Source organism: Streptomyces sp. NPDC049585 (genome assembly GCF_040675615.1).
Taxonomy (GTDB): domain Bacteria; phylum Actinomycetota; class Actinomycetes; order Streptomycetales; family Streptomycetaceae; genus Streptomyces; species Streptomyces luteosporeus.
The window spans coordinates 167,119-191,591 of record NZ_JBFAPE010000007.1; the positions used below are offsets into that span (position 1 = coordinate 167,119).

22 protein-coding genes and 1 pseudogene are annotated in these 24,473 nt (G+C 71.1%); 6 read left to right on the forward strand and 17 right to left on the reverse strand.

Features of this window, described 5'->3' with window-relative positions:
- Positions 1-62 precede the first annotated feature (62 nt).
- Positions 63-1,322 carry an ATP-grasp domain-containing protein gene (locus AB0K17_RS11415; protein WP_365968778.1) on the reverse strand — a complete coding sequence of 420 codons (1,260 nt, stop codon included), beginning with the start codon at positions 1,320-1,322 and terminating at the stop codon, positions 63-65.
- 243 nt (positions 1,323-1,565) lie between these two features.
- Between AB0K17_RS11415 and fahA the strand changes: the two genes are divergently transcribed.
- A complete protein-coding gene (gene fahA / locus AB0K17_RS11420; protein ID WP_365968779.1) occupies positions 1,566-2,738 on the forward strand; it encodes a fumarylacetoacetase in 1,173 nt (390 codons plus the stop codon).
- A 69-nt stretch (positions 2,739-2,807) separates the two neighbouring features.
- Positions 2,808-3,317, forward strand: a complete 510-nt coding sequence (locus AB0K17_RS11425; RefSeq protein ID WP_365968780.1) for a hypothetical protein — start codon at positions 2,808-2,810, stop codon at positions 3,315-3,317.
- Between the two features lie 67 nt (positions 3,318-3,384).
- Here AB0K17_RS11425 and nuoN read toward each other — a convergent pair whose 3' ends face one another.
- The 14 genes from nuoN to AB0K17_RS11495 form a co-directional block, all read right to left on the reverse strand.
- On the reverse strand, positions 3,385-5,049 hold the full coding sequence (nuoN, locus tag AB0K17_RS11430; protein WP_365968781.1) for an NADH-quinone oxidoreductase subunit NuoN: 1,665 nt from the start codon (positions 5,047-5,049) through the stop codon (positions 3,385-3,387).
- Complete coding sequence (locus AB0K17_RS11435) at positions 5,046-6,683, reverse strand: NADH-quinone oxidoreductase subunit M (RefSeq protein ID WP_365968782.1); 1,638 nt, start codon at positions 6,681-6,683, stop codon at positions 5,046-5,048. Before AB0K17_RS11435 ends, nuoN begins: the two co-directional genes overlap by 4 nt.
- A 2-nt stretch (positions 6,684-6,685) precedes the next feature.
- Complete coding sequence (nuoL, locus tag AB0K17_RS11440) at positions 6,686-8,626, reverse strand: NADH-quinone oxidoreductase subunit L (protein WP_365982829.1); 1,941 nt, start codon at positions 8,624-8,626, stop codon at positions 6,686-6,688.
- A gap of 13 nt (positions 8,627-8,639) precedes the next feature.
- Positions 8,640-8,939 (reverse strand): NADH-quinone oxidoreductase subunit NuoK, encoded by a 300-nt coding sequence (gene nuoK, locus AB0K17_RS11445; protein ID WP_344435289.1) that lies wholly within the window; start codon positions 8,937-8,939, stop codon positions 8,640-8,642.
- Positions 8,936-9,763 carry an NADH-quinone oxidoreductase subunit J gene (locus tag AB0K17_RS11450; RefSeq protein WP_365968784.1) on the reverse strand — a complete coding sequence of 276 codons (828 nt, stop codon included), beginning with the start codon at positions 9,761-9,763 and terminating at the stop codon, positions 8,936-8,938. Before AB0K17_RS11450 ends, nuoK begins: the two co-directional genes overlap by 4 nt.
- The gene (gene nuoI / locus AB0K17_RS11455) at positions 9,760-10,368 is read right to left on the reverse strand and encodes an NADH-quinone oxidoreductase subunit NuoI (RefSeq protein ID WP_365968785.1); all 609 of its coding nucleotides are present in this window, start codon (positions 10,366-10,368) and stop codon (positions 9,760-9,762) included. The genes AB0K17_RS11450 and nuoI overlap by 4 nt, the downstream gene beginning before the upstream one ends.
- A complete protein-coding gene (nuoH, locus tag AB0K17_RS11460) occupies positions 10,361-11,746 on the reverse strand; it encodes an NADH-quinone oxidoreductase subunit NuoH (protein ID WP_365982830.1) in 1,386 nt (461 codons plus the stop codon). The genes nuoI and nuoH overlap by 8 nt, the downstream gene beginning before the upstream one ends.
- Complete coding sequence (locus tag AB0K17_RS11465) at positions 11,743-14,253, reverse strand: NADH-quinone oxidoreductase subunit G (RefSeq protein ID WP_365982831.1); 2,511 nt, start codon at positions 14,251-14,253, stop codon at positions 11,743-11,745. Before AB0K17_RS11465 ends, nuoH begins: the two co-directional genes overlap by 4 nt.
- A complete protein-coding gene (gene nuoF / locus AB0K17_RS11470) occupies positions 14,250-15,620 on the reverse strand; it encodes an NADH-quinone oxidoreductase subunit NuoF (RefSeq protein WP_365982832.1) in 1,371 nt (456 codons plus the stop codon). Before nuoF ends, AB0K17_RS11465 begins: the two co-directional genes overlap by 4 nt.
- Positions 15,617-16,429 (reverse strand): NADH-quinone oxidoreductase subunit NuoE, encoded by an 813-nt coding sequence (gene nuoE / locus AB0K17_RS11475; protein WP_365968802.1) that lies wholly within the window; start codon positions 16,427-16,429, stop codon positions 15,617-15,619. Before nuoE ends, nuoF begins: the two co-directional genes overlap by 4 nt.
- 106 nt (positions 16,430-16,535) lie before the next feature.
- Entirely contained in the window at positions 16,536-17,855 is a 1,320-nt protein-coding gene (locus AB0K17_RS11480) for an NADH-quinone oxidoreductase subunit D (RefSeq protein ID WP_365968789.1), read from the reverse strand.
- On the reverse strand, positions 17,855-18,631 hold the full coding sequence (locus tag AB0K17_RS11485) for an NADH-quinone oxidoreductase subunit C (RefSeq protein ID WP_365968790.1): 777 nt from the start codon (positions 18,629-18,631) through the stop codon (positions 17,855-17,857). Before AB0K17_RS11485 ends, AB0K17_RS11480 begins: the two co-directional genes overlap by 1 nt.
- Positions 18,628-19,182, reverse strand: coding sequence for an NADH-quinone oxidoreductase subunit B family protein (locus tag AB0K17_RS11490; RefSeq protein ID WP_365968791.1), 555 nt, complete (start codon positions 19,180-19,182; stop codon positions 18,628-18,630). Before AB0K17_RS11490 ends, AB0K17_RS11485 begins: the two co-directional genes overlap by 4 nt.
- Positions 19,183-19,194: 12 nt before the next feature.
- On the reverse strand, positions 19,195-19,554 hold the full coding sequence (locus AB0K17_RS11495) for an NADH-quinone oxidoreductase subunit A (protein ID WP_344435298.1): 360 nt from the start codon (positions 19,552-19,554) through the stop codon (positions 19,195-19,197).
- A gap of 885 nt (positions 19,555-20,439) precedes the next feature.
- Between AB0K17_RS11495 and AB0K17_RS11500 the strand changes: the two genes are divergently transcribed.
- On the forward strand, positions 20,440-21,255 hold the full coding sequence (locus AB0K17_RS11500; protein WP_365968792.1) for a C40 family peptidase: 816 nt from the start codon (positions 20,440-20,442) through the stop codon (positions 21,253-21,255).
- 201 nt (positions 21,256-21,456) lie between these two features.
- On the opposite strand, the gene AB0K17_RS11505 is transcribed toward AB0K17_RS11500, so the two are convergent.
- A complete protein-coding gene (locus AB0K17_RS11505; protein ID WP_365968793.1) occupies positions 21,457-22,746 on the reverse strand; it encodes a hypothetical protein in 1,290 nt (429 codons plus the stop codon).
- Positions 22,747-22,800: 54 nt separating this feature from the next.
- On the opposite strand from AB0K17_RS11505, the gene AB0K17_RS11510 reads away from it, so the two are divergent.
- Complete coding sequence (locus AB0K17_RS11510) at positions 22,801-22,953, forward strand: hypothetical protein (RefSeq protein WP_365968794.1); 153 nt, start codon at positions 22,801-22,803, stop codon at positions 22,951-22,953.
- Here the strand turns inward: AB0K17_RS11510 and AB0K17_RS11515 are convergent, their stop codons facing one another.
- Positions 22,954-23,370, reverse strand: coding sequence for an ATP-binding protein (locus AB0K17_RS11515; protein WP_365982833.1), 417 nt, complete (start codon positions 23,368-23,370; stop codon positions 22,954-22,956). It lies immediately after the preceding gene.
- Positions 23,371-23,620: 250 nt separating this feature from the next.
- Between AB0K17_RS11515 and AB0K17_RS11520 the strand changes: the two are divergent.
- Together AB0K17_RS11520 and AB0K17_RS11525 are read left to right on the forward strand one after the other, a co-directional pair.
- Positions 23,621-23,830, forward strand: a pseudogene (locus tag AB0K17_RS11520) (helix-turn-helix transcriptional regulator); the annotation flags it as partial.
- 24 nt (positions 23,831-23,854) lie between these two features.
- A complete protein-coding gene (locus AB0K17_RS11525; protein WP_365982861.1) occupies positions 23,855-24,472 on the forward strand; it encodes a DUF5753 domain-containing protein in 618 nt (205 codons plus the stop codon).
- Position 24,473 lies beyond the last annotated feature (1 nt).

Below are 24,473 nucleotides of genomic sequence, written 5' to 3' on the forward strand. Positions count from 1 at the left end.
GGCCGGTCGTGCCGGCCCGGCGGGCGGGCGCGGGCCCGCGGGGCCCGCGGCGGTGACCGCCGTCATCCCGCCGCCGCGACCGCGGCCCGGCGCCGGGAGCGCCACAGCTGCCACAGGTGTCGCATGCCCGGCCGGACGAACCGCGCCAGCATGGTGAAGAACGGCTTCATGTCGTCGCGCGCCACCCACGCCAGCTCCGTGCCGCTCGCCCGGGCGGGGGCGTGCGGGGTGGTGTAGCCGCTGCGGCGGTAGGCGGCGAGGGCGGGCAGGTCGATGTTCTCCACGACGAACCGGCGGCCGGTCAGCTGCTCGGCCTCCGGCACCGCCCGCCCGGTCAGGTCCAGGTGCTGGGCCCGGACGACGTCGATGCCCGCCTCGTTCTCGAAGAGGCGGAACTGCGCGCCCATCCGGGGGTTGAAGTCCAGCAGCTTGTACTGCCCGTCGCGGCGGTCGAAGCGCCAGTCCAGGTCGATGATCCCGCAGAAGCCGATCTGCTTGATGAATTGTGCGGCCATCGCCGCCAGTTCCGGGTTGTCGACGACGTAGGCGTTGGCCGTCATGCCCGCGTGCGGCGGCCAGGAGCGCACCTTCACGCCGGTGAACATCGCCAGCGGGGTGGAATCGGCGTCGAAGTAGGCGTGGACGATCCAGTCCTCGGCCTCCTCGCGCGGCAAGTACTCCTGGAGGATCACCCCGGGGGCCGGGCCCCAGCCGCGGGCCAGGTCCAGCAGCTCCCGTGGGCCGCCGATGCGGGTCGTGCCGTGTACCGCGGGGTGCCGGCGCCGCTCGAAGGCCTCGCGGTTCTTGGCCACCACGGGGAAGGCCGCTTCCGAGGCGTACTTCTCGACCTCCTCGTACGAGGCCGGGAAGAGCGTCGAAGGGGCCGGCACGCCGTGCTCGGTGCACAGCTCGTACAGGCCCTGCTTGCTGGCCAGCCGGCGCGGCAGGGCGGGCTCGACGGGCGGGAAGAGGAACGGGCCGGCGAGGGCGTCCGCGTGCTCGGCGATGAGCACCGCCGCCTCCTCGTCCGTGGGCACCAGCACGGTCGGCCGGCCGATCCGCCGGCCGATCCGCAGCAGCCCCGCCACCAGCTCCTCGGGCCGCTCCGTGCCCGTCGTCGGCCACACGAAGCAGCGATGCAGGTAGCGCGAGAGCGCGGCGGGGGTCCATCTGTCCTCGGTGATGGCGTACATCGGCACGCCCAACCTGCCCAGGCTGCGGATGGCACCGACGCCGCCATGGTGCAGGGGATAGTCGCCGATCTTCACAATCAGCCCGGGTACGGACCGGTCCGCCGCCACGGGCGCGATCCTGCTCGCCACCAGCACCCCCCTCGGCCACCCAGCCTCAGCGGCCCCCCACTGTGTGTGACCCGACTTAGGACGCTACTTCGGAATCGACGGCTCCCACAAGGAGTTACCGGACATTGCCCTCCCTTTAGCCAGCGGTCGGACACCTGTCGGAACAACCGCCGAGTGATCCCTGCGAACACTTGCCCGTGTGCTGACAGCACGTAATCTGGCGTGACCGTTGGACTGTCCAGGACGAAGGCGAGGCAGCCTCCCATGCCCCAGCACAGCCCCCGCGACCTGCCCGAAGGCGACCCCTTCGGCGCGGCCGCGCTCCCGTACGGCATCTTCACCACCCCCGACGCCCCCGACCGCCCCCGCGTGGGCGTGCGCTACGGCGCGTACGTCCTGGACGCCGCCGCCGCGGCCGCCGCGCACGGCTCGCCCCACGCGCCCCTGCTCGCACAGCCCACGCTGAACGCCCTCATGGCCGCCGGACGGCCCACCTGGCAGGCGGTGCGCGCCGAGATCCGCACCTGGCTCGACGGCGAGCACTTCCACCCGCTGGACGAGGTGACCCTCCACCTGCCCTTCGAGGTCGCCGACTACGTCGACTTCTACGCCAGCGAGCACCACGCCTCCAACGTCGGCCGCATCTTCCGCCCCGGCGCCGACCCCCTGACCCCCAACTGGAAGCACCTGCCCATCGGCTACCACGGGCGCGCCGGCACGATCGTCGTCTCCGGCACCGACGTCGTGCGCCCCCGGGGCCAGCGCAAGGCTCCCACGGACGAGGCGCCCACCTTCGGGCCCTCCCTGCGCCTGGACATCGAGGCCGAGGTCGGCTTCGTCGTCGGCACCCCCGCCCCCGAAAACACCCCCGTCACCCTCGACTCCTTCCGCGACCACGTCTTCGGCGTCTGCCTGGTCAACGACTGGTCCGCCCGCGACATCCAGGCCTGGGAATACGTGCCGCTGGGCCCCTTCCTCGGCAAGTCCTTCGCCACCTCCGTCTCCGCCTGGATCACCCCCCTCGAAGCCCTCGACGCCGCCCGCACGGCGCCGCCGGAGCGCACCCACCCGCTGCTGCCCTACCTCGACGACTCCGCCGCCGAGCCCGGCGGCATCGACCTGCGCCTCGAAGTGACGATCAACGGCGAGGTCGTCTCCCGCCCGCCGTTCTCCGCCATGTACTGGACGGCCGCCCAGCAGCTGGCCCACATGACCGTCAACGGCGCCTCCCTGCGCACGGGCGACTTCTACGCCTCCGGCACGGTCAGCGGCCCCGAACCCGACCAGCTCGGCTGCCTCCTCGAGCTCACCGCCGGCAAGGGCCCCTACCTGGCCGACGGCGACGTCGTCACCATCACGGCCTGGGCCCCCGGCCCGGACGGCACGCGCGTGGGCCTGGGCGAGGTCACGGGCCGCATCGCTCCGGCGCGGGACTGAAGCGGAACCGGGCGCTGCTAACTTGTCGTGTCCAGTTCGACGGACGAACGAGAGAGAGCAGAGAGCTCAGTGCGCAAGGCAGTACAGATCACGGGGGCGGCCGTCGTGGCCGCTGTGCTGATGACCGGTTGCTCCAAGAGCAGCGACGACAAGAAGACGGACCCCGCCGCGAAGCCCTCGGGCGCCGCGTCCTCGGCACCGGCCGCCGACCCGGCGGCGTCGCAGAAGCCCATCGGCTCCGGCAACGTCACCGCCGCGGAGCTCAAGGGCGGCTGGTCGAAGGGCAAGCTGTCCGACCAGAGCCTGATGGTCATGTCCTTCGCCGGCAACCAGGTGATGCTGAGCACCAAGACGGCATGCTCCGGCAAGCTCGTCGACAACGCCCAGCCGGCCACGGTGGAGATCAACCACTGCCAGGACGGCAGCACGGACTACGCCAAGGGCACGATCAAGAAGTTCGACGGCAAGTCGCTGACGATCGCCTGGGCGTCCGGCAAGGAGGACACGCTCACGAAGACGGTGGGCGGCGACGGCAAGCCGGCGATCAACATCCCCATCCCGGCCAAGCCGGGCAGCTGACGGGCGAACGCCGGACGGGCTGCAATGCAGCCCGTCCGGCGTTCGAGGACACCGCCCGCCGCAGGCGTCACCGCACGAACGTGCCCGCCTGGCCCGCCAGGTCGAGGAAGTATTGCGGCGCGACGCCGAGCAGCAACGTCACCACCACCCCGATCGCGATCGCCGACGACGTCAGGACGCTGGGCACCGCCACCGTCGGCCCCTCCGACCGCGGTTCGCTGAAGAACATCAGCACGATGACCCTGATGTAGAAGAACGCCGCGATCGCCGACGACAGCACACCGACGATGACCAGCGGCACCGCCCCGCCCTGGGCCGCCGCCTTGAACACCGCGAACTTCCCCGCGAAGCCGCTCGTCAGCGGGATACCGGCGAAGGCGAGCAGGAAGACCGCGAAGACCGCCGCGACGAGCGGCGAACGGCGCCCGAGGCCGGCCCACTTGGACAGGTGCGTGGCCTCCCCGCCTGCGTCCCGTACGAGCGTGACGACGGCGAACGCGCCGAGCGTGACGAAGGAATAGGCCGCCAGGTAGAAGAGCACCGAGGAGACGCCGTCCGCCGTGGTGGCGATGGCGCCGGCGAGGATGAAGCCGGCGTGGGCGATGGAGGAGTAGGCCAGCAGCCGCTTGACGTCCGTCTGGGTGACGGCCACGATCGCGCCGACGAGCATCGTGACGATGGCGACGCCCCACATCACGGGCCGCCAGTCCCACCGCATGCCCGGCAGGACGACGTACAGCACGCGCAGCAGCGCCCCGAAGGCGGCGACCTTGGTGGCGGCGGCCATGAAGCCGGTGACGGGGGTCGGTGCGCCCTGGTAGACGTCCGGCGTCCACATGTGGAACGGCACGGCGCCGACCTTGAACAGCAGCCCCATCAGCACCATCGCGCCGCCGATGAGCAGCAGCGCGTCGTTGCCGGTGGAGGAGGCGAGCGCCGGATCGACGCTCTGGACGGTCCCACTGACGACGTCGGCGATGCCGGAGTAGGTGACGGTGCCGGCATAGCCGTAGAGCAGGGCGATGCCGAAGAGCAGGAAGGCCGACGAGAAGGCGCCCAGCAGGAAGTACTTGATGGCGGCTTCCTGCGACAGCAGCCGCTGGCGGCGGGCGAGGGCGCACAGCACGTACAGCGGGAGCGAGAAGACCTCGAGGGCGACGAACAGGGTCAGCAGGTCGTTCGCCGCGGGGAAGACGAGCATGCCGCCGACGGCGAAGAGCAGGACGGGGAAGACCTCGGTGGTGGTCAGGCCGGCGGCCACGGCCTCGCGTTCGGCGGCGCCGCCGGGGACGGCGGCGGCCTGGGGCACGAAGGAGTCGACGGGCCGGCCGTGGGCGGCGGGGTCGAGGCGGCGTTCGGCGAAGGTGAGCACGGCGACGAGGGCGACGAGCAGGATCGTGCCCTGCAGGAAGAGGGCGGGGCCGTCGACGGCCAGGGCGCCCATGGCGGCGGTGGCGGCCTTGTCGGTGGCATGGCCGCCGATGGCGAGGGCGATGACGGCGGCGAAGGCCGCGGCCAGGGCCACCACGGCGAGCCCGGCCTGGGCGTGGTGGCGGGCGCGGCGCGGCACGAACGCCTCCAGCAGGACGCCGACGAGGGCGGCGCCGAGCACGATGAGGGTGGGCGAGAGCTGCGCGTACTCGATGTGCGGCGCGGGGATCTTCCGCGGTGGCTCGGCCGCCGCGACTGTCCACAGGCTGTGGACAACCTCCAGGGATGCTGCGTGGCTCACTTCGCGGCCTCCACATCGTTCGCACTGCTGCTATTCACGCTGCCGGTATTCACGCGGATGGCGGGTGCCGGGTCGCTCTTGTGCACCTGCGAGAGCGTGTGGTCGACGGCGGGGTCGAGGATCCTGGTCAAAGGCTTGGGATAGACGCCGAGGAAAAGCAGCAGCGCGATCAGTGGGGTGACCACCACCAGTTCGCGCGCCCGCAGGTCGGGCATCTTCCGTACGGGTTCGGCCACGGGCCCGGTCATCGTGCGCTGGTAGAGCACGAGGACGTACAACGCGGCGAGCACGATGCCCACGCTGGCGACGATCCCGACGGCCGGGTAGCGGCTGAACGTGCCGACCAGGACGAGGAATTCGGAGACGAACGGCGCGAGCCCGGGCAGCGACAGGGTGGCCAGGCCGCCCACGAGGAAGGTGCCGGCGAGCAGGGGGGCGACCTTCTGCACGCCGCCGTAGTCGGCGATGAGGCGCGAGCCGCGGCGGGAGATGAGGAAGCCGGCGACGAGCATCAACGCGGCCGTGGACAGGCCGTGGTTGACCATGTAGAGGGTCGCGCCGCTCTGGCCCTGGCTGGTCATCGCGAAGACGCCGAGGATGATGAAGCCGAAGTGGGAGATCGACGCGTAGGCGATCAGGCGCTTGATGTCGCGCTGCCCGACGGCCAGCAGGGCCCCGTAGAGGATGCTGATCAGCGACAGGACGAGGATGACGGGCGTCGCCCACTTGGATGCCTCGGGGAAGAGCTGGAGGCAGAAGCGCAGCATCGCGAAGGTGCCGACCTTGTCGACGACCGCGGTGATCAGTACGGCGACGGGGGCGGTGGCCTCGCTCATGGCGTTGGGCAGCCAGGTGTGCAGGGGCCACAGCGGTGCCTTGACGGCGAAGGCGAAGAAGAAGCCGAGGAACAGGGCGCGTTCGGTGGTGGTGGCGAGCTCCAGCCGGCCGGCGGCGCGGGCCTGGACGATCTCCGTCAGGGAGAAGGTGCCGGTGCCGAGCTGGTGGGCGGTGACGGCGTAGAGGCCGATGACGGCGGCCAGCATGATCAGGCCGCCGACGAGGTTGTAGAGCAGGAACTTCACGGCCGCGTAGGAGCGTTGGGCGGCGCTCTCGTCCTCGGTGCGCTCGCCGGCGCGGTCGCCGAAGCCGCCGATGAGGAAGTACATCGGCACGAGCATGGCTTCGAAGAAGATGTAGAAGAGGAAGACGTCGGTGGCCTCGAAGGCGATGACCACCATGGCCTCGACCATGAGGATCAGGGCGAAGAAGCCCTGCGTGGGCCGCCAGCGCGTCGACGCCGTCTCCAGAGGGTCGGCGTCGTGCCAGCCGGCGAGGATCACGAACGGCACCAGGACCGCGGTCAGGGCGATGAGCGCCACCGAGATGCCGTCGACGCCCAGGTCGTAGCGGACCCCGAAGTCCTTGATCCAGGCGTGGGACTCGGTGAGCTGGAAGGGGCCCTTCGCCCCGGGGTCGAAGCGCACGAGCGCCACCGCGGCCAGCGCCAGCGTGGCCAGCGAGGCGCCGAGCGCGAGCCATTTGGCGGCCGTGCGCCGTGCGGCCGGCACGGCGGCGGTGGCCACCGCGCCGAGCGCGGGCACCACGGCGGTGGCCGTGAGCAGGGGAAATGACATCTCTAGACCGCCCTCATCAGCAGGGTCGCGGCGATGAGCACCGCCGCACCGCCGAACATCGAGACCGCGTACGACCGCGCGAAGCCGTTCTGCAGCCTGCGCATCCGGCCGGACAGCCCGCCGACGGCGGCGGCGGTGCCGTTGACGACGCCGTCGACCAGGCTGTGGTCGACGTACACCAGGCTGCGGGTGAGGTGCTGCCCGCCGCGGACGAGCACGACGTGGTTGAAGTCGTCCTGGAGCAGGTCACGGCGGGCGATGCGCACCGGCAGGCTGCCGCGCGGTGCGGTGACGGGCACCGGGCCGCGTCCGTACTGGGCCCAGGCCAGCGCGACGCCGATGAACAGCACCACCAGGGTGGCGGCGGTGACCTGCACGGCGGTGACCGGCGAGTGGCCCTCCTCGTGGCCGGTGACGGGCTGGAGCCACTTCAGGAAGGCGTCGTTGATGCTGAACAGCCCGCCCGCGAGCACCGAGCCGACCGCCAGCACGATCATCGGGATCGTCATGACCTTGGGCGACTCGTGCGGGCGGGGCAGCTCGCCGCGGCCGCGGGTCTCGGCGGCCGGCTCGGCGCCGGGCTCCTCGGGCGAGGGGGCCGGGCGCCAGCGCTTCTCGCCGAAGAAGGTCAGGATCATCACGCGCGTCATGTAGTACGCGGTGATGGCCGCGCCCAGCAGGGCGGCGCCGCCCAGGATCCAGCCCTCGGTGCCGCCGCGGGCGAAGGCCGCCTCGATGATCTTGTCCTTGGAGAAGAAGCCCGACAGGCCCGGGAAGCCGATGATGGCCAGGTAGCCGAGGCCGAAGGTGACGAAGGTGACGGGCATGTACGACCGCAGGCCGCCGTAACGGCGCATGTCGACCTCGTCGTTCATGGCGTGCATCACCGAGCCGGCGCCGAGGAAGAGCCCGGCCTTGAAGAAGCCGTGGGTGACCAGGTGCATGATGGCGAACGGGTAGCCGATCGGGCCGAGCCCGGCCGCGAGGATCATGTAGCCGATCTGCGACATGGTCGAGCCGGCGAGGGCCTTCTTGATGTCGTCCTTCGCGCACCCGACGATCGCACCGAAGAGCAGCGTGACCGCGCCGACCGTCACCACGGCCGTCTGTGCGTCGGGGGCGGCGTCGAAGATCGCGCCGGAGCGGGTGATCAGGTAGACGCCGGCGGTCACCATGGTGGCCGCGTGGATGAGGGCGGAGACCGGGGTCGGGCCCTCCATGGCGTCGCCGAGCCAGCTCTGCAGCGGCACCTGGGCCGACTTGCCGCAGGCCGCCAGCAGCAGCACCAGCCCGATGGCGGTGAGTCTGCCCTCGCCGGCCTTGTCGGCGTTCTCCAGCACCGGGCCGAAGGCGAAGGTGCCGAAGGTGGTGAACATCAGCATGACGGCGATGGACAGCCCGACGTCGCCGACGCGGTTGACCAGGAAGGCCTTCTTGGCTGCGGTGGCCGCGCTCGGCTTGTGCTGCCAGAAGCCGATCAGCAGGTAGGAGGCGAGGCCGACGCCCTCCCACCCGACGTACAGCAGCAGGTAGTTGTCCGCGAGGACCAGCAGCAGCATCGCGGCGAGGAAGAGGTTGAGGTAGCCGAAGAAGCGCCGCCGCCGCTCGTCGTGGGCCATGTAGCCGACCGAGTACAGATGGATCAGCGAGCCCACGCCGGTGATCAGCAGGACGAAGGTCATGGACAGCTGGTCGAGCTGGAAGCCGACGTCGGCGCGGAAGCCGCCGACGGGCACCCAGCTGAAGACCGTCGCGCCCAGCTCGCGGTCGTCGCCGGCGCGGCCCAGCATGCCGGCGAAGAGCACCGCGCCGATGACGAACGACAGGGCGGCGACCAGCGTGCCGATCCAGTGTCCGGCGCGATCCAGCCGGCGTCCGCCGCACAGCAGCACGGCGGCGCCCAGCAGGGGCACCAGGACGAGCAGCCCGATGAGATTCTCCACCGTCAGTGTCCCCTTACAGCTTCAGCAGACTGGCGTCGTCGACCGAGGCGGAGTGGCGGGAGCGGAAGATCATCACGATGATCGCGAGGCCCACCACGACTTCGGCGGCGGCCACGACCATCGTGAAGAAGGCGATGATCTGGCCGTCGAGGTTGCCGTGCATCCGGGAGAAGGTGACGAACGCCAGGTTGCAGGCGTTGAGCATCAGCTCGACGCACATGAAGACGACGATCGCGTTCCGCCGGATGAGCACACCGGCGGCACCGATGCTGAACAAGAGGGCCGCCAGATAGAGGTAGTTGACGGGATTCACTGGGCACCCTCCTGTGCGCGCCCCTTGCGCCGCCGCTCCAGCCACTCGGCCGAGCGCTGTTCGACCGCGGCGAGGTCGGCGAGCGCCTCCTGCGAGACGTCCCGGATCTGGCCGCGTGCCCGCAGGGTGGCGTTGACCGACAGGTCGGACGGGCTGCCGTCGGGCAGCAGGGCGGGGACGTCGACGGCGTTGTGCCGGGCGTAGACGCCCGGTGCGGGCAGCGGCGGCAGGTGCTTGCCCTGCCGCACCCGCTGCTCGGCGAGCTCCCGCTGGGTGGCGGCCCGCTGCGTGCGCTCGCGGTGGGTGAGCACCATCGCGCCGACGGCGGCCGTGATCAGCAGGGCGCCGGTGATCTCGAAGGCGAAGACGTACTTGGTGAACAGCAGGGCGGCCAGCCCCTGGACGTTGCCGCCGGCGTTGGCCCGGCCCAGGCCGTCGAAGTCGCGCAGGGAGGCGTTGGCGATGCCGGCCATCAGCAGGATGCCGAAGCCCAGCACGCACAGTCCGGCCAGCAGGCGCTGGCCGCGGATGGTCTCCTTGAGCGAGTCGGCGGCGGTGACGCCCACCAGCATCACGACGAACAGGAACAGCATCATGATCGCGCCGGTGTAGACCACGACCTGCACGACGCCCAGGAAGTAGGCGCCGTTGGCGAGGTAGAAGACGGCCAGGACAATCATCGTGCCGGCCAGCGAGAGGGCGCTGTGCACGGCCTTCTTCATCAGCACCGTGCCCAGCGCGCCGGCCACGGCCACCACGCCCAGCAGCCAGAACTGCACCTCCTCGCCGGTGGAGGTCACCGAGGCGGAAGCGGCGAGGCTCATGCCTCCACCCCCTCGGAGGACGGCTTCTCGCCCTTGGAGACGGCCACTTGGCGCTCCGTGCCCGGCGCCGCCTCGGTCACCAGGCCGCGGTAGTAGTCCTCCTCGGTCATGCCGGGGAAGATCGCGTGCGGCGTGTCGACCATGCCCTCCTCCAGCCCGGCCAGCAGCTGCTCCTTGGTGTAGATCAGCGACTCGCGGCTGGCGTCGGCCAGTTCGTACTCGTTGGTCATCGTCAGGGCCCGGGTCGGGCACGCCTCGATGCACAGGCCGCACAGGATGCAGCGCAGGTAGTTGATCTGGTAGACGCGGCCGTAGCGCTCGCCCGGCGAGTAGCGCTCCTCGTCGGTGTTGTCCGCGCCCTCGACGTAGATGGCGTCGGCCGGGCAGGCCCAGGCGCACAGCTCGCAGCCGATGCACTTCTCCAGGCCGTCGGGGTGGCGGTTGAGCTGGTGGCGGCCGTGGAAGCGCGGCGCGGTGGGCTTCTTGTACTCCGGGTACTGCTCGGTCAGCCGCTTCTTGAACATGGCCTTGAAGGTCACGCCGAAGCCGGCCACCGGATTGAGACGCTCGGGCCGGGGATTCTCCCGGGACGGCTTGTCAGTCACCGCGGGCCTCCTTTTCGTCACGCACAGTGTCCACCCCGCCACTGACAATGAGCTCGCCCTGCCCGCGCGGCCGGCGCCGGGGCACGGGCGGCAGGCTCTGGCCGGGCATCGGCGGCACGGGGAAGCCGCCGGCCATGGGGTCGAACGCCGGTGGCGGGCCCTCGGCCCCTTCGGCGGCCCCCTCGCCGTCCTTGCCCTTGCGCGCACCGTGGAAGAGGTCGACGAGCACCGACAGCAGCAGGATCGCCAGCACGGCCCCGCCGACGTAGAGCACGATGTCCTGGAAGTCGTAGTTCTCGTTGCGCAGCGCCCGTACGGTCGCGACCAGCATCAGCCAGGTCACCGAGACGGGGATGAGCACCTTCCAGCCCAGCTTCATCAGCTGGTCGTAGCGCACGCGCGGCAGCGTGCCGCGCAGCCAGATGAAGAAGAACAGCAGCAGCTGCACCTTGACCACGAACCACAGCAGCGGCCACCAGCCGTGGTTGGCACCCTCCCAGAAGGCGGAGACGGGGTACGGCGCGCGCCAGCCGCCCAGGAAGAGCGTGGTGGCCACCGCCGAGACCGTCACCATGTTCACGTACTCGGCGAGCATGAACATCGCGAACTTGATGGAGGAGTACTCGGTGTTGAAGCCGCCGACCAGGTCGCCCTCGGACTCCGGCATGTCGAACGGGGCCCGGTTGGTCTCCCCCACCATCGTCGCGATGTAGACGAGGAAGGACACCGGCAGCAGCAGCACGTACCAGCGGTCGTGCTGTGCCTCGACGATGGCCGAGGTCGACATCGAGCCGGAGTAGAGGAAGACGGAGGCGAAGGCGGCGCCCATCGCGATCTCGTACGAGATCATCTGCGCACACGAGCGCAGGCCGCCCAGCAGCGGGTACGTCGAGCCGGACGACCAACCGGCCAGCACGATGCCGTAGATGCCCACCGAGGCCACCGCGAGGATGTAGAGCACGGCGATCGGCAGGTCGGTCAGCTGCATCGCGGTGCGGTGGCCGAAGACCGAGACCTCGCCCCCGGACGGGCCGAAGGGGATCACCGCGATCGCCATGAACGCCGGGATCGCGGCCACGATCGGCGCCAGGACGTAGACGACCTTGTCGGCGCGGCGGACGACCACGTCCTCCTTGAGCATCAGCTTGATGCCGTCGGCCAGCGACTGCAGCAGGCCCCAGGGGCCGTGCCGGTTGGGGCCGATGCGCAGCTGCATCCAGGCGACGACCTTGCGCTCCCAGACGATGGAGAACAGCACGGTCAGCATCAGGAACGCGAAGCAGAAGACCGCCTTGAGGACGATCAGCCACCACGGGTCGGTGCCGAACACCGACAGGTCCTCGGCGGCCAGGGTGACCGCGGACGTCTGTGGGGTCACGGCCGTACCTCCCGTCCCTCGTCGTCGCCGGTCTCGGGGACGTACGCCTCGAGGCGCACCACCTCGCCCGGCACCGCACCCGTCGCGGAGGCGACGGACGTGCCAGCGGAGTTCAGCGGCAGCCACACCACCCGGTCCGGCATGGGCGTGACCTCCACCGGCAGCCGCAGCGTGCCGGCCGGGCCGGTGACGGCCAGCTGCGCGCCGTCGCGCACGCCGGCCTCGGCGGCCGTGGCGGCCGACAGGCGGGCCACGGCGGGCTTGCGGGTGGCGGCCAGCGCGTCGTCCCCGTCCTGCAGCCGGCCGCGGTCCAGCAGCAGCCGGTGCCCGGCCAGGACCGCCTCGCCGGGCCCGGGCCGGGCCGGCGGCCGGGCGGGCTCGGCCGGGCCGGCCGCCCGCTCGCCGTCCCACGGGCCCAGCCGCGTCAGCTCCGCGCGCACCTCGTCCAGGCCCGGCAGGCCGAGCGGGACGTCCATGGCGTCGGCCAGCATGTGCAGCACCCGGTGGTCGGGCAGCAGGTGCCGGCCGGTGAGCTGGTCGGGTTTGAGCGCCACCTCGAACGGCCGGGCGCGGCCCTCCCAGTTCAGGAACGTCCCCGCCTTCTCGGCGACCGCGGCCACCGGCAGCACCACGTCCGCCCGGTCCGACACCTCGCTGGGCCGCATCTCCAGGCTGACCAGGAAGCCCACCGCCTCCAGCGCCTCCCGGGCCCCGGCCGGATCCGGCAGGTCCACGACCTCGACGCCGCCCACCAGCAGGGCGCCCAGCTCACCGCGGGCGGCGGCCTGCAGGATCTGCCCGGTGTCGCGGCCGGGGCTGCGCGGCAGCTCCGGCACGCCCCACACGGCCGCCGTCTCCTCGCGTGCCCGCGGGTCGGTGGCCGGCCGGCCGCCGGGCAGCAGCCCGGGCAGCGCGCCCGCCTCCAGCGCGCCCCGTTCACCGGCCCGGCGCGGCAGCCACACCAGGCGGGCGCCCGTCGCCGCGGCCAGCTCCACGGCCGCCGTGGGCCCGCCCGCGACGCCCGCGAGCCGCTCGCCCACGGCGACGACCGCGCCCGGTGCGCGCAGCGCGTCGGCCGCGGCCTGCCCGACCGCGTCCAGGCCGGAGCCGGCGGCCAGAGCCCGCAGCCATTCCGGTTCGGTGCCGGGGGCCGCCGGCAGCAGCGTGCCGCCGGCCTTGGTCAGTCCCGGTGTCGCGTGCGTGGCCAGCGAGAACAGCCGCTGACCGGAGCCGCGCCAGGCCTTGCGCAGCCGCAGGAAGACGCCGGGCGCCTCCTCCTCTGCCTCCAGGCCCACCAGCAGCACGGCGGGGGCCTGTTCCAGCGCCGCGTACGTCACGCCGCCACCGTCGAGGTCCTTGCCGCGGCCGGCGACGTGGGCGGCCAGGAAGTCGGCCTCCTCGGCGCTGTGCACCCGGGCCCGGAAGTCCACGTCGTGCGTCTGCAGCGCCACCCGGGCGAACTTGGCGTACGCGTAGGCGTCCTCGACCGTCGGCCGGCCGCCCGTGAGGACCCCGGCCCGGCCGCGCGCCGCGGCCAGCCCGCGGGCGGCCGCCTCCAGCGCCTCCGGCCAGCTCGCCGGCTCCAGCACACCGCTCTCGCCGCGCACCAGCGGCGTGGTGAAGCGCTCCGGCCGCTGGGCGTAGCGGAACGCGAAGCGCCCCTTGTCGCACACCCACTCCTCGTTGACCTCGGGGTCCTCGGCGGCGAGCCGGCGCATCACCTTGCCGCGCCGGTGGTCGGTGCGCAGGGCGCAGCCGCCCGCGCAGTGCTCGCACACCGACGGCGAGGAGACCAGGTCGAAGGGGCGGGCGCGGAAGCGGTACGCCGCCGACGTCAGCGCGCCCACCGGGCAGATCTGGATGGTGTTGCCGGAGAAGTACGACTGGAAGGGGTCGCCCTCGCCGGTGCCGACCTGCTCCAGGGCGCCCCGCTCCAGCAGCTCGATCATCGGGTCGCCGGCGATCTGCTGGGAGAAGCGGGTGCAGCGCGCGCACAGCACGCAGCGCTCGCGGTCGAGCAGGATCTGCGGCGAGATCGGCAGCGGCTTGGCGTAGGTGCGCTTCCTGCCCTCGAAGCGGGAGTCGGCGCGGCCGGTGCTCATGGCCTGGTTCTGCAGCGGGCACTCGCCGCCCTTGTCGCAGACCGGGCAGTCCAGCGGGTGGTTGATCAGCAGCAGCTCCATCACGCCGCGCTGCGCCTTCTCGGCGGCGGGCGAGGTGAGCTGGGTGTGGACGACCATGCCGTCGGTGCAGGTGATGGTGCACGAGGCCATGGGCTTGCGCTGGCCCTCGACCTCGACCATGCACTGCCGGCAGGCGCCGACCGGGTCCAGCAGCGGGTGGTCGCAGAACCGCGGGATCTCGATGCCCAGCATCTCCGCGGCGCGGATGACCAGCGTGCCCTTGGGCACGGAGAGCTCGATGCCGTCGATGGTGACGGACACCAGGTCCTCTGGTGGAACGGCCGCGGGCCCGGACCCGGAGGGGGCGGGCGTGGTGACTGTCATGCGTTCACCCCCAGGTGAGCGTGCTGGTTGCCGACGCCCTCGTCGGCCCAGACCGTGGACTTGGCCGGGTCGAAGGGGCAGCCGCGCCCCTTGATGTGCTGCTCGTACTCGCCGCGGAAGTACTTGAGCGAGGAGAAGATGGGGCTCGCCGCGCCGTCGCCGAGGGCGCAGAAGGACTTGCCGTTGATGTTGTCGGCGATGTCGGCGAGCTTGTCGAGGTCGCTCATGCGGCCCTTGCCGGCCTCGATGTCGCGCAGCAACTGCACCAGCCAGTAGGTGCCTTCGCGGCAGGGCGTGCACTTGCCGCACGACTCGTGCGCATAGAACTCCGTCCAGCGGGTGACCGCCCGCACCACGCACGTGGTCTCGTCGAAGCACTGCAGCGCCTTGGTGCCCAGCATCGAGCCGGCGGCGCCGACGCCCTCGTAGTCCAGCGGCACGTCGAGGTGCTCGTCGGTGAGGATCGGTGTCGAGGAGCCGCCCGGCGTCCAGAACTTCAGCCGGTGTCCGGGGCGCATGCCCCCGCTCATGCCGAGCAGCTGGCGCAGGGTGATGCCGAGCGGCGCCTCGTACTGCCCCGGGCTCGCGACGTGGCCGCTGAGCGAGTACAGCGTGAAGCCGGGGGACTTCTCGCTGCCCATCGAGCGGAACCACTCCTTGCCCCGGGCCAGGATCGCGGGCACCGAGGCGATGGACTCGACGTTGTTCACCACCGTGGGGCAGGCGTACAGACCGGCGACGGCCGGGAAGGGCGGGCGCAGCCGGGGCTGGCCGCGGCGGCCTTCGAGGGAGTCGAGCAGGGCCGTCTCCTCGCCGCAGATGTAGGCGCCCGCGCCCGCGTGCACGGTGATGTCGAGGTCGAGCCCGCTGCCGAGGGCGTCCTTGCCCAGGTGGCCGGCCGCGTACGCCTCGCGGACGGCCTCGTGCAGCCGCCGCAGCACGGGCACGGCCTCGCCGCGCAGGTAGATGAAGGCGCGGCTGGAGCGGATCGCGTAGCAGGCGATCAGCATGCCCTCGATGAGCGCGTGCGGATTGGCGTAGAGCAGCGGGATGTCCTTGCAGGTGCCCGGCTCGGACTCGTCGGCGTTGACGACGAGGTAGTGCGGCTTGCCGTCGCCCTGCGGGATGAACTGCCACTTCATCCCGGTGGGGAAGCCGGCGCCGCCGCGCCCGCGCAGACCGGAGTCCTTGACGTAGCCGATGACCTCGTCGGGCGTCATCTCCAGGGCCTTGCGCAGCCCCTGGTAGCCGTCGTGCCGCAGGTACGTCTCCAGCGTCCACGAGCGCGGCTCGTCCCAGAAGGCGCTGAGCACGGGCGCGAGCAGCTTCTCGGGGCTGGTCTCGAAGATCTCGGGTGCCACGGTCATCCCTCCCCCTCCTCGGTGACCGGGCCATGGGGGTGGTCCGGGTCCGACGCGGATGTGGGCTGCGGTGCGTCATGGGAGCTGGGGTGCTCCGCAGGGCGCTCGCCCTGCGGCGGCTCGCCGCGCGGCGGCCCGACGCGGGCCGGGGCCGCGGCCTCGCCGCGGGCCAGCCGCAGCCCGGCCAGCGTGGCGTGCCCGGCGCCGCCGCCCGCCTCCACGGCGCCGGGCCGCTGGTCGGGGAAGCCGGCGAGGATGCGGGCGGTCTCCCGGTACGTGCACAGGGGCGCGCCGCGGGTGGGTTCGACGGGCCGGCCGGCGCGCAGGTCGTCGACGAGGCGCGTGGCGCTCTCGGGCGTCTGGTCGTCGAAGAACTCCCAGTTGACCATCACCACGGGTGCGTAGTCGCAGGCGGCGTTGCACTCGATGTGTTCGAGGGTGACCTTGCCGTCCTCGGTCGTGCCGCCGTTCCCGACGCCCAGGTGGCGCTGGAGGGTCTCGAAGATGGCGTCGCCGCCGAGCACCGCGCACAGGGTGTTGGTGCACACGCCGACCTGGTAGTCGCCGCCCTGCTTGCGGCGGTACATGGTGTAGAAGGTCGACACCGCGGTCACCTCGGCCGTGGTCAGCCCCAGCTGCTCGGCGCAGAAGCGGATGCCGGTACGGCTGACGTACCCCTCCTCGGCCTGCACCAGGTGCAGCAGCGGCAGCAGGGCGCTGCGGCTGTCGGGGTAGCGGGCAATGATGTCCCCGGCATCCGCCTCCAGCCGCTCCCTGACCTCCTGGGGGTAGTCGGGCGCGGGGAGCCGGGGCATCCCCAGCTGGACCTCGCTCACCTTTCCTCCTTCGCTTCTCCGCCCGCGCGGCGAAGAGGTGCGGGCATCGCGGTCCTCTGCGGCCCGGCGGCCGCGCGTGCGACGCTCAACGGTCAACGCCTCCCATCACGGGGTCGATGGACGCGACGGCCACGATCACGTCGGCGACCATGCCGCCCTCGCACATCGCCGCCACGGCCTGGAGGTTGGTGAAGGACGGGTCGCGGAAGTGGACCCGGTAGGGGCGGGTGCCGCCGTCGCTGACGACATGCACGCCGAGCTCGCCCTTGGGGGACTCCACGGCCGTGTAGGCCTGCCCCGGGGGCACCCGGAAGCCCTCCGTCACCAGCTTGAAGTGGTGGATCAGGGCCTCCATCGAGGTACCCATGATCTTCTTGATGTGGTCGAGGGAGTTGCCGAGCCCGTCCGGGCCGAGGGCCAGCTGCGCGGGCCAGGCGATCTTCTTGTCGGCGACCATGACCGGGCCCGGGGCGAGCCGGTCCAGGCACTGGTCGACGATGCGCAGCGACTGGCGCATCTCCTCGATACGGATGAGGAAGCGGCCGTAGGCGTCGGCGGTGTCGGCCGTGGCGACGTCGAAGTCGTAGGTCTCGTAGCCGCAGTAGGGCTGGGCCTTGCGCAGGTCGTGGGGCAGGCCGGTGGAGCGCAGGATGGGGCCGGTGACGCCGAGCGCCATGCAGCCGGCCAGGTCGAGGTGGCCGATGTCCTGCATGCGGCCCTTGAAGATGGGGTTGCCGGTGGCGAGCTTGTCGTACTCCGGCAAGTTCTTGCGCATCTTCTTCACGAACTCGCGCACCACGTCCACCGCGCCCGGGGGGAGGTCCTGGGCCAGCCCGCCGGGGCGGACGTAGGCGTGGTTCATCCGCAGGCCGGTGATCAGCTCGAAGATGTCGAGGATCATCTCCCGGTCGCGGAAGCCGTAGATCATGATCGTGGTGGCGCCGAGCTCCATGCCGCCGGTGGCGATGGCCACCAGGTGCGAGGAGATTCGGTTCAGCTCCATGAGCATGACGCGGATGACGGAGGCGCGGTCGGGCACCTGTTCCTCGATGCCCAGCAGCTTCTCCACGCCCAGGCAGTACGCCGCCTCGTTGAAGAACGGCGTCAGGTAATCCATGCGCGTGACGAAGGTGGTGCCCTGAGTCCAGGTGCGGAATTCGAGGTTCTTCTCGATGCCGGTGTGCAGGTAGCCGATGCCGCAGCGGGCCTCGGTCACCGTCTCGCCGTCGATCTCCAGGATGAGCCGGAGCACGCCGTGGGTGGAGGGGTGCTGGGGGCCCATGTTGACGACGATGCGCTCGTCGTCGGCCTGCCGCGCGGCAGCGGCGACCTCCTCCCAGTCGCCGCCGGTGACGGTGTAGACGGCGCCCTCGGTGGTCTCGCGGGGGCTGGTTGGTGTCGACATCAGCTGTACGACCTCCGCTGGTCCGGGGCCGGGATCTGGGCGCCCTTGTACTCGACGGGAATGCCGCCGAGGGGGTAGTCCTTGCGCTGCGGGAAGCCCTGCCAGTCGTCGGGCATCATGATCCGGGTGAGCGCCGGGTGGCCGTCGAAGACCAGGCCGAAGAAGTCGTAGGTCTCGCGCTCGTGCCAGTCGTTGGTCGGGTAGACCTCGACGAGCGAGGGCACGTGCGGATCGGCGTCCGGGGCGCCGACCTCCAGCCGGATCATGCGGTTGTGGGTGATCGAGCGCAGGTGGTAGACCGCGTGCAGCTCGCGCCCCTTGTCCCCGGGCAGGTGCACCCCGCTGACCCCGGTGCACAGCTCGAAGCGCAGGGCCGGGTCGTCGCGCAGGGTGCGGGCCACGACGGGCAGGTGCTCGCGGGCGATGTGGAAGGTGAGCTCCCCGCGGTCGACGACCGTCTTCTCGATCGCGTTCCCGGGAACGAGCCCCTGCTCCTCCAGCGCCCCCTCCAGCTCGTCGGCGACCTCGTCGAACCAGCCTCCGTACGGGCGCGTGGCCGCCCCCGGCAGCCGTACGGTCCGCACCAGCCGGCCGTAGCCGGTGGTGTCGCCGCCGTTGTCGGCCCCGAACATCCCCGTGCGCACGCCGATGACCTCGCCGCCGGCGAGCCGCTGGCCCGGCAGGTTCTGCGCGTCGAGATCCTTGTCGGGGTTGACGCCGTTGGCGCTGACCGGGGGCTCCTGGGGACCGGGCCCCTTGCCGTTCGCCTCGCTCATTGCAGCAGCCCCTTCATGTCGAGCAGCGGCAGCTCCTTGAGCGCCCTCTCCTCCGCCTCGCGCTCCGCCTTCTCCCGGTGCGGGCCGAGCTTCTCGCCCTGGATCTTCTGGTGGAGCTTGAGGATCGCGTCCATGAGCATCTCGGGCCGGGGCGGACAGCCGGGCAGATAGATGTCGACCGGCACGATGTGGTCGACGCCCTGCACGATGGCGTAGTTGTTGAACATGCCGCCGGTGGACGCGCAGACACCCATGGAGATCACCCACTTGGGGTTGGGCATCTGGTCGTAGACCTGGCGCAGCACCGGCGCCATCTTCTGGCTCACCCGTCCCGCCACGATCATCAGATCGGCCTGCCGGGGGGAGCCGCGGAAGACCTCCATCCCGAAGCGGGCCAGGTCGTAGCGCCCCGCACCGGTGGTCATCATCTCGATGGCACAGCAGGCCAGGCCGAAGGTCGCGGGGAAGACGGACGCCTTGCGCACCCATCCCGCGGCCTGTTCGACGGTGGTCAGCAGAAAGCCGCTGGGCAGCTTCTCCTCGAGTCCCATGCGTCCTGCCCCCTAATCCCATTCCAGGCCGCCGCGCCGCCACACGTACGCGTAGGCGACGAAGACGGTCAGCACGAAGAGGAGCATCTCCACGAGCCCGAACATCCCCAGCGAGTCGAAGGTGACCGCCCAGGGGTAGAGGAAGACGACCTCGATGTCGAAGACGATGAAGAGCATCGCCGTCAGGTAGTACTTGATCGGGAAGCGACCGCCACCGGCCGGGTGCGGCGTGGGTTCGATGCCGCACTCGTACGCCTCGAGCTTCGCGCGGTTGTACCGCTTGGGCCCGATGATCGATGCCATGACCACGGAGAAGATCGCGAAGCCCGCGGCGAGGGCTCCCAGTACGAGGATGGGCGCGTAGGCGTTCACCGCTCCTCGCTCCTTCCAGTCTGTCGACGCTGACTGCTGGCTGACCGGACCCGGTGGCGGAGGCCCCTGGCAGAGATCGCCAGCATGTGAGGCAGTTCACAAGCCCGGGTCGCTTGCATCCTATGCCCGTCGCTCTGTGATCTGCGACACGGCGTACGCGCCCATGTTTGTGATCTCCACCACCTGGCGAACGATCATCAAGTCGGATGATCAGCGATCTTCATACGCAAAGCGGTTGAGCGATCACCAGAGGTGACATTCCGCGGCTGCGCCGCTGGTCGGAGCGGGGTTGCATTATCAAGTGCGACCCACTCCGGGCAAATTGGCGAGATCATTCGTCAACTGATATATGGCGGTAACCCGCCGGGGCGACACCGGTCAGCACGCACGGCGGGGGTGGCGCGACGGTGGGCCGGGGGTGACGGACGGGACGGGTGGTCCGGCAAGCGCACCCGTTCACGAGCCGGCCCCACCGGCCGGGCGGAGCCGCCCGGTGAACCGGCCCTCTCGCGCCCGGCGGATCGACCCGGCGAATCGGCCCGTTTTGCGCGCTTGACGCGCTTCGCTGGTTTCGCGTGAGTCGCCAGGGCCGTCAGTCCCGAGCCGAGCCGGGCGATGCGTGAGTTGCGCCACGCGCCGGGAGGTTCGGAGGCCGGATTTCCTGGGTAGCCTCGACGTGCACACTGCAAAAGTGATAAGACGTCCGGCGGATGATCAATCATGGCGCAAATGCCATGCTGAGGCGGCTGTTCGCCCCTTCCCGCCGAGTCCGCGCCGTGACCCTCCCGTGATCCGAAACCCGGAAATCTCGGCGCGTCCACGCCAATTGTGGCGCACGTCACTTATGTTGAACTCGACCAGCGCGGGCTGGTAGTCCGTTGTCCCATGTCCCCCAACGCGCACATAACCAGCCACCGGAAGCCCCGTCGCCCCGCAACCCAGTCCTGGGTCGTGCGCACGGGTGTGGCCGGTGGCGTCCTTGGCACCCTGGCCGTGGCCGGGACCGCGTCCGCCGCCTCGAACACGGCCGAGAAGCCGGCCGAGCAGACGGTCGAGATCCCCGCCCTCAACGCCGCCCTCTCCGGCTCCATCGCGCAGAGCGCCGACGCCACGCAGCAGGCAGCCGTCGAGTACCAGGTCCGTGCGCAGGTGGACGAGGCCGTCGAGGCCGCCAAGGCCGGCGCCAAGAAGGCCAAGGAAGAGGCCGAGCGCAAGGCCGAGGCCGAGCGCAAGGTCGCCGAGGCCGAGGCCCGCAAGGCCCAGGAGCGCGCCTCCCGCGGCGGCGACCGCACCGACATCAGCGGCAAGTCGACCTCCGCCTCCGACGAGTCGACCTCCACCGCCACCGGCAGCACCGCCACCCTCCTGAGCTTCCTGCGCGCCCAGCTCGGCAAGGCGTACGTCATGGGCTCCACCGGCCCCTCCTCGTACGACTGCTCCGGCCTGGTCATGGCCGCCTACAACCAGATCGGCGTCAGCCTGCCGCGCGTCTCCCAGGACCAGTCCACGACCGGCACCCAGGTCTCCCTGAGCAACCTCCAGGCCGGCGACATCCTCTACTGGGGCCCCGCGGGCAGCGCCTACCACGTCGCGGTCTACATCGGCGGCGGCAAGTTCATCGGCGCCCAGAACCCCAGCACCGGCATCGTCGAGCGCGACCTCAGCTACTCCCAGCCGACGGGCGCCGTCCGCGTCCTCTGACGCGGCCGGCCTTACGGCCCCACGGCACGCAAGGGCCGCCGTTCCCCCCGCATGGAACGGCGGCCTTTCGGCATGTCCGGGTGCCCACCCCCGTTCTCCACGGGCACCCGACCCCCCAGTGCCGGTACGGCGAGTCTGCGCGCCGGTGCGGTGGGTGGCAAACCCCTTCGGGTGGGATCGAAACCGCGGGGTGGGGGGTGGTCAGTCCACTGTCCCGCTGCCCACGGCAGCGAGGGTGCGGAAGGCGCGGACGGGAGTGAGCAGACCTCGGGAACGCTCGGGGTACCAGGCACTCACCAGTCCCGCGAACAACCCGGTACCCGCCTGGAACGCGGGGGCCCCGGCCAGCCCGTTGACGAACTCCCCCTGGGCACGCAGCCAGCCGCCCGTTCTTCCGCCGACCTCCAGCCCGCACGAGTACGGTCCCCACTCCTCCCCGGGGCCGATGCCGTACGCGCAGACGACCAGCCGGGTCCCCGGCGCAGGGATCCAGCCCATGTCGAGCCCCGGGGACGGGGTGTGGGTCACCACCGGCGAGATCAAACGGACCACGGCCAGGTTCGGGAAGGGCCACATCTTCCTCGGCTCCTCGTGCTCCGGAGGCTGCCGCTCGACCAGCACGCCGCGGACACGCTTGTCCATCCAACCGACACCGACCTCGTCCGACGCGCCGAAGGAACGCACCACCGCAGCGGTGGTGACCACGGTTCTGGGATCGAGTAGCAGCCCGTTGCCCAAGGGCCGGCCGTCCCCCGTGAGCTGCACGGTCAACGCCTCGGCGAGCGCCTCGCCCCGAGCCCACGAGTCTGCTGCCGGCAGCACGGAGTCGGACGGAACCGGATCCGTGACCTTCAAGCGTCGTTCCGCCTCCGCCAGCTGCCCCTCCAGCCATGCACAGCGCTCCTCCGCCCGCCGGTGCAGCTCCCTGCTCTCCGCCAGCTCCTCCCGCAACTGCCGCACCTCCTCGCGCAGGCGCGCGGCCTCCCCGTCCGCGCGACCAGTCCCGAGCTGCAGCTGCAGGTCCCGGATGCGGTGCTCGCGGTCCCGGAGCGTGTCCTCCAGCCACCGCTCCCGCTGCGCGGCGCGCAGCGACTCCTGATCCGCGGCGGCCAGCCGCTGCTGCAGCAGCTGCACCCGGTGGACGGGACTCTTGCCCGCCTCAAGCGCGGCGTTGTGCAGCCCTCGCAGCATTTCCATCGTTTCCGGCGTCGGCACGGTGCCGCGTTTCTCCGCCACGTCGTGCAGCAGATTGAGCACGAACTCCCACCGCGGCAGCCGCTGCCCGCTCAGGAAGCGCGAGACGGTGGACGAGTCGTAGCTGCGGCGCGCGGCATACCGCCGTGTGGACACACCGAGCCCGGCGAACAGGTCGCGCAGCGCCTGCGCCAGGGCCCGGACCTCCGGGCCGAGGTCACCGTCGAATGCCTGCAACTCACCCATCGCGCCCCCGCTGCCCCTGTGTTGGCAGCACTGCTGCACCTGCCGCAGCACTGCTGCTCCCACCGACCCTCAGTGGTACACCACTCACCACGGGAGCGAAGCCCCATGCGACTCCACGACCTCATCGCTTTCCTCGCCGTCCTGGCCGCCGGCGTCACGCTCGTCTGCGTGGGCGTCCCCCCACAGTCCCTCGCGACGATCGCCATCGCCCTCTCCGGCCTGTACGCGACGTGGCGCGGCGGCGGCCGCACGCGCTGATCACGGCACGCGGAGCTCGAACCACACCCGCTTGCCGACGACGTCCAGCCCGTCCCAGATGAGGCTCACGCCGGAGGCGTGCGACAGCTCCCGTACGAGGGCCAGGCCCCTCCCCCGCTCGTCGTCCGGCCGCGCCGGCTCCCGCCGGTACGGCCGCCTGACCGGGTCCCCATCGCGGACGGCGATGGTGGCCCGGTCGCGGCCGTGCACGGTCACCTCGACGGCGAGGGTCGGTACGCGTGCGTGCTGCACGACGTTGGTGACGGCGTCGGACACGCACACGCACGCGTCGTCGATCAGTGCGGAGTGACCCGTGGCCTGCAGCGTTCCGCTGACGAACTGGCGCGCGAGGCGCGGGGTGGTGGGGCTGGCCGGTGCGGCCAACTCGTAGAAGTTTTCGAGCAGTACGGATCCCATGGGGCGACTCCCAACGGCCGGCCGATGACTCCCGCGCGCCCCAGTCGTCCGTGGCCCGGCCGTCCGCCGTGCGCCCAACGGGCGTGCGGGCGGCTGCACTTCGGGTCTTCCCGACCTGATGCGCGGCGATGGCAGGACCGTAGGGCACATGCATGTGACCACTCAAGCGGAGGCCAAAGCCTGCACTCGAAGAGGTGGACCGCAAAACTGAGCCGCGACACACTTGACAGGCCCGGAAGAGAGGGAAGACATGCCACCCCGGAGCAGCCCAACGGCCAGGCAGGCGCGACTCGGCGCGGAACTACGGAAACTGCGCGAGGCTTCGGGACTACCTGCCCGTGCTGCCGGCGACTTCCTCGGCGGGAACCAGGCGACAATCAGCCACATCGAGGCGGGTCGCTGGGGCGTCAGCGCCGAACGCGTCCGGCGCCTGGCCTCGTTCTACTCGGCAAGCGACTCAGCCTTGGTCGAGGCACTCTGCGGCATGGCCGAGGAACGCAGCAAAGGGTGGTGGCAGGAATACCGCGGCCTCCTGCCGTCCGGACTACTGGACATCGCCGAGCTCGAACACCACGCGACCTACCTGTGCTCTTACCAGACGCTCATGGTCCCTGGGATCTTCCAGATCGAAGGCTACGCCCGGACCATCTTCGGCGGACGCATTCCCCCACTGCCGGAACGGGAGTTGGCCACCCGTCTTGAGCACCGCCTGAGGCGACGGGGCATCTTTGAACGGCCTACGCCGCCCCCTTTCACGGCGGTCATCCACGAAGCCGCATTGCGCATGCTGTACGGCGGCCGAAAGACGGCCCGGGATCAGCTGCGGTACCTTCTCGAAGTCTCGGAATGGCCCACGGTGACCGTGCGGATCATCCCCTTCAGCACGGAAGCATTCGTCGGAACAACCCAGACCTTGCTGTACGCAGGCGGCGTCGTACAGCAGTTGGACACGGTGCAGCTCGACTCGGCCAACGGCACCACTCTCATCGACGCCAGCGCGCAGTTGACCAGCTACCGAGCCATGCTCGACGCACTGCAAGGCGTCGCCCTCACTGTGGCCGAATCCCGAGATGCAATCCGCAGAATTGCGAAGGAATTGTGAG